The following is a 14,894-nucleotide window of genomic DNA, read 5'->3' on the forward strand; positions in this document are numbered from 1 at the left end:
TAATATGATACTAATAATTTATAATATAAATAAAAAATGAATTTCGATAAGTTTAAATGGGTATAAACTTATAGAAATTCATTTTTTATTTAAAGTGAAAATTTAAAGTAAAATATTATTTTACATAATAATAACATTATAAATTTTGAAATTACTTATCTTTGTGTTAAAATAAGTAAAATACACATATTAAAGTTAAGTTTTTAAATAAATGGACAAAATAAAAATATAAATATTAAGGAGATTTGGTATATGAATGTTTATGAAAAGGATAATGGAGTTATACTAGAAGGGGTAACAGATTTTGATCCAAAACATATATTTGAGTGTGGTCAATGTTTTAGATGGCATAAACAAGAAGATGACTCATACACTGGTGTTGCAAAGGGTAGAATATTAAATGTAAAAAAAGAAAATGATAAAGTATATTTAAATAATACAAATTTAGAGGAGTTTAATAGTATTTGGTATAATTACTTTGATTTAGGAACTGATTATACAGAAATAAAGAATAAGCTAAAAAATATGGATGAATATTTAAATAAAGCTACTGAGTTTGGATGTGGAATAAGAATATTAAGACAAGATGGGTGGGAAATGCTTATATCATTTATAATTTCCTCTAATAATAGAATTCCTATGATACAAAGAGCTATAGAAAATTTATCAAAAAAATTTGGTAAGTACATAGGTGAGTATGAGGGTGTTGAATACTATGCATTCCCAACACCAGAAGAGCTGAATAAGGCCTCTCAAGAGGAAATAAGAGCATGTCAAACAGGTTTTAGAGACAAGTACATAAAAAGTACTACACAGGCAGTTATAGAAAATAATGATAAGGTATCTGAATATACAAATTTAACTACAGATGATTGTAGAAAAGAACTTTTAAAATTCAATGGAGTAGGACCTAAAGTATGTGATTGTATTGCATTATTTGGCATGCAAAAATATGATTCTTTTCCAGTTGATGTTTGGGTTAAGAGAGTTATGCAAGAGTTCTACATAGATGAAGATATGAGTTTACCTAAAATGAGAACTTATGGGATTGATAAATTCGGAGATATGTCTGGATTTGCTCAACAGTATTTATTTTACTATGCAAGAGAACTTGGTATAGGAAAATAGAATTAAGGGGGAGAAATTATGGGAGTAATAGGAACAATATTTCTGTTCTATTTAATTATATCATATCTAGCTGGAGCCATAATTTCTGTGATTATATTACTTGAAAATAGAGATCCTGCAAAAACCATGTCATGGTTACTAATGTTTATTATATTTCCAGGGATAGGTTTAATTGTATATGCTATATCAGGTAGAAATATTAGAAAGCGAAAATTATTTAAGACTCAAAAACTAGCTAACAATATAAAAGAAAAGAAACTTTTTGATACATTAGAAAAGATAACAGAAATCGTTGAACTAGAAAAAGAATCTATAAAGCAAAACAAGCTTTTAAGAGATGAAGAGGATGGTAGTTACAGAAAAAGAGTAATAAATATGTTGTTAAAGACTGGTATGTTTCCCTTCACTAAAAATAATAAAGTAGATGTATTTGTAGATGGAAATGAAAAGTTTAAAAGGCTTATAGAAGATATAAGAGAAGCAAAAGACCATATACATCTAGAGTACTTTATTATAAAAGATAGTGATATAGGTAGAGTGTTAAAAGAGGAACTTATAAAGAAAGCCAAAGAAGGCGTTAAAATAAGAATTTTATATGATGATGTAGGATGTTGGAGATTTTGGTTTAATAGAAAATTTTTCCGAGAAATGAGAGAAGTTGGTATAGAAATAGCAGCATTTTTACCTACAAAATTTCCTATAATAGGAGGAAAATTGAACTATAGAAATCATAGAAAAATTGTTGTTATTGATGGAATAATTGGATATACAGGTGGAATAAATATAGGAGACGAATATTTAGGAAAAAATGATAAATTTGGGTATTGGAGAGATACTCATATCAGAATTAAAGGTATTTCTGTATACATGCTTCAAATGACATTCTTAATTGACTGGTATTACACAACAAAAGAAGTTTTAGTGACTAAAAATTACTTTCCAAGTGTGGGTAATGTTGGTGAAAGTATGATACAGGTTGTTGCAAGTGGACCAGATAGTGATTGGGAAGATATTCATTATGCTTATTTTTCTGCGATATGTCAAGCTAGACAAAATGTTTATATAGAAACTCCATATTTTATTCCAGATGAGAGTTTACTAAAAGCAATAAAAAGTGCTGCACTTAGTGGAGTAGATGTGAGAATAATATTTCCAAAGATTGCAGACCACAAGATAGTAAATATAGCATCCTATTCCTATTTTGAAGAAATATTAAGAGCAGGTGGTAAGGTTTATTTGTATAATAAAGGGTTTATACATTCTAAAGTCGTAATAATAGATGATAAAATTGCTTCTGCAGGTACAGCTAATATGGATTTAAGAAGTTTTATGCTTAACTTTGAAGTAAATGCATTTATCTATGATGAAGAAGTTATTGGAGTAATGACAGATGATTTCTTTGAAGATTTAAGTCACTGTGAAGAGCTGAATCTGGAGGTATTTAAGAATAGAAGTATAATACAAAAAATCAAAGAATCTATAGCCAGATTATTTTCACCAATATTATAAAAAATTATTAAAAAAGGTATTGAAAATTATGTGTGATTGGTATATTATAATAATTGTTAGCACTCTATTGAATAGAGTGATAATAAACAAAAAGTATATATATAAATCTACATATAAAAGTAGTATTAATTTAAAAATAACTAAAAACATAGGCGAACTAGTCTATACTTAATATTTTAGGAGGCGTAAAGAATGAAAATAAGACCATTAGCTGACAGAGTAGTAATTAAAAAAGTAGAAGCAGAAGAAAAAACTGCAAGTGGAATAGTTTTACCAGGAGCAGCTAAAGAGCAACCTCAAATAGCTGAAGTTGTAGAAGTTGGACCAGGTGGAATAGTTGAAGGAAAAGAAATAAAAATGGAATTAACAGTAGGAGATAAAGTTATATTCCAAAAATATTCTGGAACAGAAGTTAAGATAGAAGGACAAGAGTATACAATACTAAGACAAAGTGATGTATTAGCTGTTATTGAATAAATATAGAATAAGTTTATTAGGAGGGGTTTAAAATGGCTAAAGAAATTAAATTTTCAGAGGAAACAAGAAGAGCTTTAGAAGCTGGTGTAAATAAATTAGCAGATACAGTAAAAGTAACATTAGGACCAAAAGGAAGAAATGTTATATTAGATAAAAAATTCGGTTCTCCACTTATAACTAATGATGGTGTAACTATAGCAAAAGAGATAGAGTTAGAAGATAGATTTGAAAATATGGGTGCTCAATTAGTTAAAGAAGTTGCAACAAAAACTAATGATGTAGCTGGAGATGGTACTACAACTGCTACAGTTTTAGCACAAGCTATAATAAGAGAAGGTTTAAAAAATGTAACAGCAGGGGCTAACCCAATATTATTAAGAAAAGGGATACAAAAAGCGGTAATAGTAGCAGTAGAAGAATTAAAAAATCAATCAAGAATAGTAGAAACACAAGAAGCTATATCTCAAGTTGCTTCTATATCTGCTGGTGATGAAGAAGTTGGAAAATTAATAGCAGAGGCTATGGAAATAGTAGGAAAAGATGGAGTTATAACTGTTGAAGAATCTCAAACTATGAATACTGAATTAGATGCTGTTGAAGGTATGCAGTTTGATAGAGGATTTGTTTCTGCATATATGGTTACAGATGTAGACAAGATGGAAGCAGTTTTAAATGACCCATATATATTAATTACTGATAAAAAAATATCTAACATACAAGAATTATTACCAGTTCTTGAGCAAATAGTTCAACAAGGTAAAAAATTATTGATAATAGCTGAAGATGTAGAAGGTGAAGCATTGTCTACGCTAGTAGTTAATAAATTAAGAGGAACATTTGATGTAGTGGCAGTTAAAGCACCAGGATTTGGAGATAGAAGAAAAGAAATGCTTCAAGATATAGCAATACTTACAGGTGCTCAAGTAATATCAGAAGAATTAGGTTATGATTTAAAAGAAGCTGATTTATCTATGTTAGGTAGAGCTTCATCTGTTAAAGTAACTAAAGAAAACACTACGATAGTAGATGGTTCTGGAGATAAAAAAGCTATAGAAGATAGAGTAGCTCAAATCAAACATCAAGTAGAGCAAACTACTTCAGATTTTGATAGAGAAAAACTAATGGAAAGATTAGCTAAGCTTGCTGGAGGAGTAGCTGTTATAAAAGTTGGAGCTGCTACAGAAGTTGAGTTAAAAGAAAGAAAGTTAAGAATAGAAGATGCTCTTAATGCAACTAGAGCAGCAGTAGAAGAAGGAATAGTAGCTGGTGGAGGAACTGCTTTTGTTAGTGTTATACCAGCAATAGGTACACTAGTTGATAGTTTAGAAGGAGAAGTTAAACTAGGTGCTCAAATAGTTAAAAAAGCATTAGAGGAACCATTAAGACAAATAGCTATAAATGCTGGTCTTGAAGGTGCTGTAATTGTACAAAATATTGTTAATTCTGAAGCAGAAACTGGATTTGACGCATTAAATGAAAAATATGTAAATATGATAGAAGCTGGTATAGTTGACCCAACTAAAGTTAGTAGAAGTGCTTTACAAAATGCTGCATCAATAGCAGGTACTTTCTTAACTACTGAAGCTGCTGTTGCTGACCTTCCTGAGAAAGAAGATGCAGGAATGCCAGGAATGGGTGGCGGAATGCCAGGTATGATGTAATTTAAAAAATTTAGAACATAAATCTTAATATAAAGAACTATTCTGACTTAGTTTTAATTTCTAAGTTGGAATAGTTCTTTTATGTATAAGTAATGTTACATAAATATTAATTGAGGTATAATTGTTATTAGATAAAAAATTAAAATTAAAAAGGATGCGAGAGTATGGACTTAAGAAAGTTGCTTGAAGAAGTTAAAAATGAGAACATTGATATAGATGTTGCATTAGATAAATTAAAAGATTTACCATATGAAGACCTTGGATATGCAAATATAGACCATCATAGAGAGCTAAGAAATGGATACCCAGAGGTTATTTATTGTGAAGGAAAGAGTGACGAGCATATTTTAGGAATTATTGATAAAATGAATCAAAAAGGCTCCAATATATTGGGGACAAGATGTAGAAAAGATACATTTATAAAAATTAAAGAAATCTATAATCATGCTGAGTATGAAGAATTATCTAAAATTCTTAAAATTCAAAACCATGATATAGAGAATATAGGAAAAGGCAAAATTGTGATTGCTACAGGGGGAACTTCTGATATACCAGTAGCAGATGAAGCATATTATACAGCTAAATTTCTAGGTAATGATGTTGATAGAATCTATGATGTAGGAGTGGCAGGCATACATAGGCTTTTAAACAAAAGACACAAAATAGATAGTGCTAGGGTAATAGTAGCTGTTGCAGGAATGGAAGGTGCACTTGCAAGTGTAGTTGGAGGATTGGTTGATGTTCCAGTGATAGCTGTTCCAACTTCTGTAGGATATGGTGCAAATTTTGGAGGGTTAGCAGCATTGCTAGCTATGTTAAATAGTTGTGCATCTGGGATATCTGTTGTAAATATTGATAATGGATTTGGAGCAGGATATTTAGCAGCAATGATAAATAAATTATAATAAATATATTGATATAAATTAAACATAAATTACGTAATAAAATCTAATTTCTATTATATTTTTATTGTTAAAATTAAGGAGACATATATGAGTGAAAAAATACTTTATTTTGATATAATAAGTGGTATATCAGGGGATATGACCCTTGCAAGTTTATTAAATTTAGGTGTACCTAAGGAAATTTTTCTGGAGGAAATTCATAAACTAAATATGAGCGATGAATTTAATATAAACATCAGCTCAAAAAATGAGAATGGAATAGTAGGTACAAAAGTAGAAGTAATTACAAAAGAAACGCATACACATAGAAATTTAGTGGATATATTTGAGATTATAGATGAAAGTGGTCTAAATGAAAATGTAAAATCTAAAGCAAAAAAAATATTTATGGTAATTGGAGAAGCAGAAGCAAAAGTTCATGGAACTACGATAGATAAGATACACTTTCATGAGGTAGGGGCTATAGATTCAATTGTAGATATAGTAGGAGCTTCTATATTAGTTGATTTACTTTGTGTAGACAAAGTTTGTGCCAGTACAGTGACTGTAGGTTCAGGATTTGTAAAATGTGAACATGGAATTATACCTATACCTGCACCTGCAACTATGGAAATTTTAAAAGATGTACCAATTAAATTAAATAATGTAAAAGGGGAATGTACAACTCCAACAGGAGCTGCAATCATAAAAGTTTTGTGTGATGAGTTTGTAGATGAGTTTGAATTTTCTCCAAAACAAATTGGATATGGAATAGGTCATAAAAAGTTTGAAGTGCCGAACATGCTAAGAACTGTATTAGGTGAAAAAAAAAAGAAGAGTTAATTTATGAAATTAGTGCAAACATTGATGATATGTCTTCAGAAATCTATTCTTATTTGTATGAAAAAGTATTAGATGAGAAAGCGTTAGATATTTATACAGAGAGCATCTATATGAAGAAGAATAGACCTGCAACAAAAGTATCTATTTTATGTAATAAATCAGATTTAGAAAAATTTATTAAAATATTACTTTTAGAAACTAGTACTTTTGGAGTGCGATATAATGCATACAATAGAGAAATTCTAGAGAGAAAATTTGTAAAATTGGATACAAAATATGGAGTGGTCACAGTAAAATTAGGGTATTATAAAGATAAACTAGTCAAAGCTACTCCAGAATATAATGAATGTAAAACTATAGCAAAAAATGAAGATATTCCTATAAAAAAAGTGTTTGCTGATATAAATTTTAGAATAAAAGAAGAATTTAGTGAAAACTTATTGACATAAGCAATAAATTTTGATAAATTAATACTCAGCTTTATTAAATAAAAGCAAACAGAAAAAAATATATAAAATATAAACTCACTCGTATATGCTCAGAAATATGGTCTGAGAGTCTCTACCAAGATACCGTAAATATCTTGACTATGAGTGAAATTATTATACCAAAAGACCTAGTTAAGTAAATGTGTAGGCTGAGTTATACTCCCTATGTGTTGGCTATAAGATAAAGGTATTTTGGAAGCCTGTATAGTAATTTCACTTTTGTTAGAAATTATGGAAGTTACTATACAGGTTTTTTGTGTAAAAAGATTTAATATAATTTAGACTGTATTGTGTTAAAATAAATATATAAAAACTATATTATACAAGGAGAGATGTAAATTTATGAAACATGAATTAGTACTTGTAATAGATTTTGGAGGACAATATAATCAGTTGATAGCTAGAAGAGTTAGAGAAAACAACGTATATTGTGAAATACTTCCATGTACTGCAAGCATAGAAAGAATAAAAGAAAAAAATCCAAAAGGGATAATATTTACTGGTGGACCAAATAGTGCATATTTAGAAGATTCACCAACAATATCAAAAGAGATATTTGAACTAGGAGTTCCAATACTTGGAATATGCTATGGGATTCAAATAATGTCTCATGTATTAGGCGGAGTTGTAAGAAAAGGTAATAAACAAGAAAAAGAATATGGAAAAACAGCTATAACTTATGGAAAATCATCATTATTTGAAGGTATAACTACAAATAGTGTATGGATGAGTCATACGGATTTAATAGAAAAAGTTCCAGAAGGATTTAATATAGTTGCAAATACTAACGATTGTCCAGTAGCGGCTATGGAAAATGTAGAACAAAACTTATATGGAGTTCAATTCCATCCAGAAGTAGAACACTGTTTGGAAGGCGATAAGATACTTACAAATTTCTTATACAATATTTGTAAGGTAAAAGGTGACTGGACTACAGATTCATTTATAGAAGATAAAATAAAAGAATTAAAAGAAAAAATAGGTGATAAAAAAGCTTTATGTGCTTTAAGTGGAGGAGTTGATTCTTCTGTTGCTGCAGTTCTTATTCATAGAGCAATTGGGGACAACTTAACTTGTATATTTGTTGACCATGGTTTACTTAGAAAAAATGAAGGAAATGATGTAGAAAGAATATTTAGAGAGAAATTTGATATAAATTTAATAAGAGTTAATGCGGAAGATAGATTCTTATCTAAGTTAAAGGGCGTTTCTGAGCCAGAGGCTAAGAGAAAAATAATAGGTGAAGAATTTATAAGAGTATTTGAAGAAGAATCAAATAAATTAGGAAAAATGGATTTCTTAGTTCAGGGAACAATCTATCCAGATGTTATAGAAAGTGGGCATGGAAATGCTGCTACTATAAAGTCTCATCACAATGTTGGTGGAATTCCAGAAGATGTAGACTTCCAAGAAATTGTAGAGCCATTAAGAGAGTTATTTAAAGATGAAGTTAGAAAAATAGGATTAGAGCTTGGTATAGAAGAAGGATTAATATTTAGACATCCTTTCCCAGGACCAGGTCTAGGAATAAGAGTTATAGGTGATGTAACTAAAGAAAAATGTGATATATTAAGAGAAGCTGATGCTGTTTATATGGACGAGCTTAGAAAAGCAGGTCTATATAGAGAAATATGGCAAGCTTTTGCAACATTACCAGATGTTAAGACTGTTGGAGTTATGGGAGATGAAAGAACATATGCTTATTTAGTTGGTTTAAGAGCAGTTACTTCTTCTGATGGAATGACTTCTGACTGGTACAAGATGCCTTATGATGTATTAGAAAGAATTTCTAATAGAATAATAAATGAAGTTGATGGAGTAAATAGAGTAGTTTATGATATAACTTCTAAACCACCAGGTACTATTGAATGGGAATAATAAATAAAAAAGCTATAAACCTTGTGATTTCAAGGTTTATAGCTTTTTAAATTTATCTAATAATAAACTCACCTAGACTTGTTTATCTACATTAATCAAATTTATTTAAATAATAGATTTTCAAGTTATTTTATTATTTCTTCGATTTCATCATTATTTAACTTGTAATAAACTCGTCCAGATTTTTTTCGATATTGACCAAGTTTAATTGTAGTAGAACTAACATATGATATTTAAATTTTTTACTATAAGATTATTTAAATGTAGATAAAACTAAAAAGGTCTTTCTAGAAAACAAAACCTACCTAATTATACTTACTTACCAATATCATCACTTGATGTAGGCAAGATTCTACCACATTTTCTCCGTACTCTAGTATAAAATCATCTAGCTGTGTATCTATAAAATCACAATAATCATATGGACTACCAATATAAGCAGTCAATATATGTGTACATCTATCCATTTTATCTCCAAACATAATATATTTATCCCCCTAAAAAACTTTCATGAAAAACAAAAAGATTATATCTTTTTGGCAACTGGCTGACATAACCTATAACTTATTTTATAAGTCTTAGTCCCTATAGCTTTGCGTCACTAAATTTCTCTAGTTTTGCCGATTTAGTTTTATTCTACAACTACAATAATACAACAGAATTACTTATTATTCAACATGATTATTTGAAAATTGAATAAATTTATGCATATGAATGTTATTTTACTTCAAAAAACAGACCAGATGTGTTGATTATGATAAATTTTGCCTGTAGTTTTTCTATTAAAAAGCTTCTATTATTAAATTAAGAAGATGGTATAAATTGAAGCAAATAGAAGTAGTTAATAAATTAAGTAGAGAGAAATTAGGTAACTTTGGGATATATTGTAGAGGAGATGAGGTAAACTTGACAGTAATAAGCATATAAATTATACTTATTAGCAAAGGTCAGATAATGTTGAAAATGGTATTAAGTAAGATAAGATAAAAAAGACTAGAGATTAAGTTATCTAGTTTTTTAATTTTTAACATTTTATGTATATGAAAATAAATATGCTTTCTGTACATAATGTATTAATATTAATACTATAGAATAATTTGGTAGTTAATATATTAAAATGAATATTTTAGAAGATGGAGGGATTATGAAAAATAAAATAATTATAGTAGTTACTTTTCTATTTGCAGCACTGATGTCTGGGTGTGCCTCAAAGAAAACAACAGAAATAAATGTGTTAGCGACTACTGATTTACATGGTGTTATACCTTATGAATTAACTTCTTATGTAAAAGAAGAAAGAGAAAAAGATAAAAATATAACTTTGGTAGATGCTGGAGATTTTTTTGATAGTGGACAGGCATTAGGTAGCAGTATGGATGATTATTTTAGTGCTAGATATAAAAACAGTGACAATAACACTGAGAGTTATATTGAGACACCTCTTGCAAGAGATATGAAAGAAGTAGGTTATGATGTTGCAGTTCTTGGAAATCATGAATTCATAGCTAATAATAAATTCTATTTAGATAATATGATATCTGATTTTGAAAAACAAAAAATAAATATATTATCAGCAAATACTTATAAGAAAAATGGAGATAATTATACAAAACCATACATAATAAAAAACATTAACACACCTGAAGGAAATGTAAAACTTGGAATTTTAGGGCTTACTATAAAAGAAGTTGGAGAGAGAAAACAATGGAAAGATGGAGGGCTTGTAGATTCTAAATCATTAGAGTTAAAAGACCAAGAAGGATATAATGGTGAATTGTATATGAATGATTTGGTAGAGGATGCTAAAAAATGGGTTGGTATAATGAAAAAAGAGAAACCTGACATCATAGTAGCGGTTGCACATACAGGCGAAAAACCCAAAAAACCTAGAAACCCAGGAAATAGAATACAAGACTTAGCGCAACAAGTTGATGGAATTGATGCTATAGTTGCTGGACATAATCATGTCCAAATTGAGCAGCATGATTATAAAAATAAATCAGGAGAAAATGTTATAGTTACTGAACCAGGTAAACATGGGGAATGTATTTCTAAGATTAACTTTAAATTAGAGAAAAATAATGACAAATGGAATGTGGTTGACAAAACTAGTAAATTAGTTAAATTTGAAAAAAATAAAGAAGATGAAAAATTTGGAGAGTTCATTTCTTCAGTTAATAAAATCAGTAAAGGTAAGAGCGAAATAAGACTATCAGAAGTAACGACTCCTGAATGGGATAAAATATATGTTTTTAAATCTGGGACACCAGCAGAGGATATATATAAAACAGTAGGATATAAATGGAGAAATATATCATCTCCAAAAGGTGATGGTATGGTACAGGTTGTTGTAATGAACAAAGATAAGCCTATTACCTATCTATGTGAAGAATCTGAAATTATGCCACTTAATATAAAATGTGATGAATCAGAGTATAAAGATAATGTTGTGACTATTTATCCTAATAAAAATGATAAGTTTAGAGTTGAGAAAGGTAAAAAAGAATATATTATTAATTTAAAACATATACAATAGAGACTCTCGTCTTATTTTAGTTTAGATGATGTCTAAAATAAAGTGTGTATTATTCTAAAGAGTGGTGATAATTAAAATATCACAATATCAAAGAATAGTACACACTTTTTCCATTTAACAAAAATTGATGTTAAAAAATCAAATTTTCAAACTAGAGTATATTGGTTATATTGTCTAATATTATTTTCAAAGGTTGTGTGATATTTTTATCCTTATGTAAGATTGCTAACATTTTATTTTCCATATCTATTCCATCTAATTTAACCAATCGTAATTTATTATGTAATAACGAATCTGATAATAAGTTTTCTGGTAAAATGGTTATACCTAACCCTGCCTCTGCAGCTTTAATAAGTGCAAAAGAACTAACACTTTCCCAAACGGGATAAGCCTTTTGGCTGGAAAGAGATAATACACTATCTAAAGTATCACGAATAGCACTTCCTTTTTCACGTAACAACAATGGAAACGTACATAATTGGTGTAGAGATATTACTTGTTCTGATAAAGGAAAAGTTGGAGCACATGCAACACATAATTTATACGAACCTAATAAAATTGTACGGAATGCCCCTTGAGGTTCTGTGCCTTCCCAAAAAGCTATATCGGCTTCTCCATTTTTTAAAATATCCATAGCTGAATTAGCACTTTCAACACGTACATTCACTTTAAGAGATGGAAATGAATTCTCTAATCGACTTAAAATTGGAGGAAGTAAAAAAGAAGCAATTGTAATGCTAGATACAATATTTATAGGTGTACTTTCCTCTAAATGGCTAATTCTCTTATCTAAATTGCGACAAGCGGTTAGTATACTGCGTGCTTCTTCTAAAAGAGAAATACCGCAACGAGTCAGACATACTCCTCGTGGTAATCTGTCAAATAGTGCTGTGCCAGCCTGTTGTTCAAGTTCAGCTATGGCATGAGATACAGCAGATTGTGTGATATGTAATTTTTTTGCAGCACCTGTGAATGTTCCTGTTTGCTCAATTGCCTCTAAAATCTCTAAATATCGTATGTTCATAATAAGTATCCTCACTAGACATGAATAAAATTAATTGATTCTATTAAATTCTATCATTTTACAGATTGAAGGGCAAGAGATATACTAAATAAGAGAAGGAAGAAGGAGGTAGATTTTGAAGAAAAGCAAAAAACCATATTTTTGGCTTCTAACTATCAATTTATTCATTAGCACATTCACTTTTGGAGGGGGGTATGTAGTTGTACCTATGGTTAGACGTTATTTTGTAAAACAGAAGCAATACTTTACAGAGGATGATTTGATGAGTATGGCGGCAGTTGCACAATCAACTCCTGGAGCAATTGCAATCAATTTATCTGCTTTGGCAGGTTATCGAGTAGCAGGTACTTTAGGAGCTGTTATTAGTTGTATATCTGCTATAATACCTCCACTTGCTATTCTTGGATTAGTATCAGTATTTTACACAACTTTTATCTCCAATGTTATTGTTGCTGCAGTATTAAAAGGAATGCAAGCTGGTGTTGCTGCATTAATCGTAGATTTGATTATTGATATGTGTTCTATGATACTAAAAGAACGTTCTCTATTCTTATCAGCTATGATACCTATTGCTTTCTTTGCAAATTTTGTGATGGGTATAAATGTAGCTCTCATATTAGTTGTTTGTTGCTTTATGTGTGTAATACGAGTTTTTTACAAGAAGAGGGAAAATAAATGAATACAATTTGGAACTTATTTTTTATATTTTTGAAAATAGGATTGCTTAGTATTGGTGGTGGCTATGCAATAATACCTTTAATTCAAGAGCAAGTAGTAAATCAAACTGGATGGATAAGTGAGAAAATGTTTACAGATATTATAACTATTTCGCAAATGACACCAGGACCATTAGCTGTTAATACTTCTACTTTTGTTGGGCTTCAAATTGGAGGTTTTTGGGGAGCAGTTGCGGCTACTTTAGGTTGTGTATTATGTGGGGTAGTAATATCTCTATTTTTATATAATTTTTTTCAAAGGCACCAAAATTCTACCTATATATTTGAAATATTAAACGGTCTAAAGTCAGCATCATTAGGTTTAATTATCTCAGCTGCCGCCACAATTATAATCCTTGCATTATTTGGGACGAGTACAATGTGTTTTAATTCCATATTTAAGACGTTAAATTGGATTGCACTAGTAATATTTTGTGTTATGTTATTTATAGTGCGTAAATGGAAGACTAATCCCATAGTAATTATGTTAATAAGTGGTATAGTGGGAGTGCTTTTTTATTTATAATGTCATCACTCAAACACATTATACAAGTTCCGTGTTTGGGTGAGTTTTGGCACATGTCAATCAATAATAAAAATGTCCAAATAGCCAATAGAGTAAGGCTATTCAGACGTTTAAGAAGATTTGAAAAGACAATCTAAAACTTACATAGTCTTTAGATTAGATTTATTATTTACCATACAAGAAATGATTTTTCTTTGAATAGATATTATTAAATTAAGCTATAGATATAATTGTTTATTCCAAGAATTCATTTGAGTTTAATATATCAATACTTAATGTTAAAATAGGTGTATTGACCATCAATATAATATTTACTTAGTAACATAATCCTACACATTATTGATTTTCTAAAAACCAATTATATGCTTCTCGACAAAATTTATCACTGTCTAAATAGTAACTATTATGAACATTATCAATTTCAATAAGCTTCTTCTTACATTTTAAAGAATTATAATAACTATCAAAATATTGTATTTTAAAATATCTGTCATGAAGTGTTTTGAAGACAAGAGTGGGTATATTAACTCCATTTTTTATTGTACTATCTTGTGCAACAAAACATTCTAACATGGTGCTAATCATTTTTGTACTATTTTTCCAAATATGAGGATTTTTCTTTTCCAATACTTTATAAAATTCGTTATCATAGACTTCGTTATAACCTTCATACTTAGGAGGTTTTAATGTTATATGGAAATTAGGGAGATATTTGAGAAAAAAGTTCAATAATTTAACAATTGGATAGGGATAACCTACTCCTGTCGTATTTTTATAATCAACACAAGCGAACTGAGCAAAACTTTTTAGCTTATTGTTTGAACATGCATAATATTGGGCAAACATACCACCAATACCAGTATTTCCATATAGATGTATGTTAGAAGAGTAATTTTCTTCTATATATGTAACAACAGAATCTAAGTCTTTTACAATTGAATTCCGAGAGAAATCTTTTTCATTTCCATCACTTCTCCCTGTTCCTGAAAAATCAAAAGCGAAGATATTTACATTATATTGAGTAAGTGGTTCATAGGCTTTTTGCATCTCAAGTGTAGTAACAATGGGAGTATGCGTAACAATAATATTCATAGATGATTTTCCAGTGATGAATGAATTACAAAAAATATTTATATCTCCATTTGGTATTTTTATATGCTGCCAATTCATTTGGTTTCCTTTCCTTATATTACAAAAATATAATGATTTCTAGAATCTAATTTA

The 14,894-nt window shown here is 29.3% G+C and carries 12 protein-coding genes, 1 pseudogene and 2 riboswitches; of the genes and pseudogenes, 10 read left to right on the plus strand and 3 right to left on the minus strand.

Annotation, left to right across the window (positions count from 1 at the left end):
* The first annotated feature begins 252 nt into the window (after positions 1 to 252).
* The 7 genes and pseudogenes from ACTG45_RS01535 to guaA all read left to right on the plus strand — a co-directional run bounded on the left by ACTG45_RS01535 (position 253) and on the right by guaA (position 8,868).
* Positions 253 to 1,128: a DNA-3-methyladenine glycosylase family protein gene (locus ACTG45_RS01535; RefSeq protein WP_021382664.1), complete on the plus strand. Its 876-nt coding sequence runs from the start codon at positions 253 to 255 to the stop codon at positions 1,126 to 1,128.
* An 18-nt stretch (positions 1,129 to 1,146) separates the two neighbouring features.
* A complete protein-coding gene (gene cls, locus ACTG45_RS01540) occupies positions 1,147 to 2,637 on the plus strand; it encodes a cardiolipin synthase (RefSeq protein ID WP_479919667.1) in 1,491 nt (496 codons plus the stop codon).
* A 192-nt stretch (positions 2,638 to 2,829) separates the two neighbouring features.
* On the plus strand, positions 2,830 to 3,114 hold the full coding sequence (locus tag ACTG45_RS01545; protein WP_003420907.1) for a co-chaperone GroES: 285 nt from the start codon (positions 2,830 to 2,832) through the stop codon (positions 3,112 to 3,114).
* 32 nt (positions 3,115 to 3,146) lie between these two features.
* Positions 3,147 to 4,775, plus strand: coding sequence for a chaperonin GroEL (groL, locus tag ACTG45_RS01550; RefSeq protein WP_479919668.1), 1,629 nt, complete (start codon positions 3,147 to 3,149; stop codon positions 4,773 to 4,775).
* Between the two features lie 164 nt (positions 4,776 to 4,939).
* On the plus strand, positions 4,940 to 5,680 hold the full coding sequence (larB, locus tag ACTG45_RS01555) for a nickel pincer cofactor biosynthesis protein LarB (RefSeq protein WP_021382633.1): 741 nt from the start codon (positions 4,940 to 4,942) through the stop codon (positions 5,678 to 5,680).
* 87 nt (positions 5,681 to 5,767) lie between these two features.
* A pseudogene (larC, locus tag ACTG45_RS01560) lies at positions 5,768 to 6,951 on the plus strand (nickel pincer cofactor biosynthesis protein LarC).
* Between the two features lie 59 nt (positions 6,952 to 7,010).
* A riboswitch (purine riboswitch) is annotated at positions 7,011 to 7,112 on the plus strand.
* Positions 7,113 to 7,332: 220 nt separating this feature from the next.
* A complete protein-coding gene (gene guaA / locus ACTG45_RS01565; protein WP_021382647.1) occupies positions 7,333 to 8,868 on the plus strand; it encodes a glutamine-hydrolyzing GMP synthase in 1,536 nt (511 codons plus the stop codon).
* Between the two features lie 305 nt (positions 8,869 to 9,173).
* On the opposite strand, the gene ACTG45_RS01570 is transcribed toward guaA, so the two are convergent.
* A complete protein-coding gene (locus tag ACTG45_RS01570; protein ID WP_021382611.1) occupies positions 9,174 to 9,350 on the minus strand; it encodes a hypothetical protein in 177 nt (58 codons plus the stop codon).
* Positions 9,351 to 9,403: 53 nt separating this feature from the next.
* A riboswitch (cyclic di-GMP riboswitch) is annotated at positions 9,404 to 9,500 on the minus strand.
* 512 nt (positions 9,501 to 10,012) lie between these two features.
* Here ACTG45_RS01570 and ACTG45_RS01575 point away from each other — a divergent pair.
* Complete coding sequence (locus tag ACTG45_RS01575; protein ID WP_479919669.1) at positions 10,013 to 11,404, plus strand: metallophosphoesterase; 1,392 nt, start codon at positions 10,013 to 10,015, stop codon at positions 11,402 to 11,404.
* Positions 11,405 to 11,555: 151 nt separating this feature from the next.
* On the opposite strand, the gene ACTG45_RS01580 is transcribed toward ACTG45_RS01575, so the two are convergent.
* Positions 11,556 to 12,428, minus strand: coding sequence for a LysR family transcriptional regulator (locus ACTG45_RS01580; protein ID WP_044212096.1), 873 nt, complete (start codon positions 12,426 to 12,428; stop codon positions 11,556 to 11,558).
* A gap of 112 nt (positions 12,429 to 12,540) precedes the next feature.
* On the opposite strand from ACTG45_RS01580, the gene ACTG45_RS01585 reads away from it, so the two are divergent.
* Together ACTG45_RS01585 and ACTG45_RS01590 are read left to right on the plus strand one after the other, a co-directional pair.
* Positions 12,541 to 13,107, plus strand: coding sequence for a chromate transporter (locus tag ACTG45_RS01585; RefSeq protein ID WP_479918769.1), 567 nt, complete (start codon positions 12,541 to 12,543; stop codon positions 13,105 to 13,107).
* Positions 13,104 to 13,670, plus strand: coding sequence for a chromate transporter (locus ACTG45_RS01590; protein WP_021382648.1), 567 nt, complete (start codon positions 13,104 to 13,106; stop codon positions 13,668 to 13,670). The genes ACTG45_RS01585 and ACTG45_RS01590 overlap by 4 nt, the downstream gene beginning before the upstream one ends.
* Positions 13,671 to 14,006: 336 nt before the next feature.
* Here ACTG45_RS01590 and ACTG45_RS01595 read toward each other — a convergent pair whose 3' ends face one another.
* Positions 14,007 to 14,840 carry a serine aminopeptidase domain-containing protein gene (locus ACTG45_RS01595; protein ID WP_021382615.1) on the minus strand — a complete coding sequence of 278 codons (834 nt, stop codon included), beginning with the start codon at positions 14,838 to 14,840 and terminating at the stop codon, positions 14,007 to 14,009.
* Between the last annotated feature and the right edge of the window lie 54 nt (positions 14,841 to 14,894).

This window comes from Clostridioides sp. LIBA-7602 (assembly GCF_056688945.1).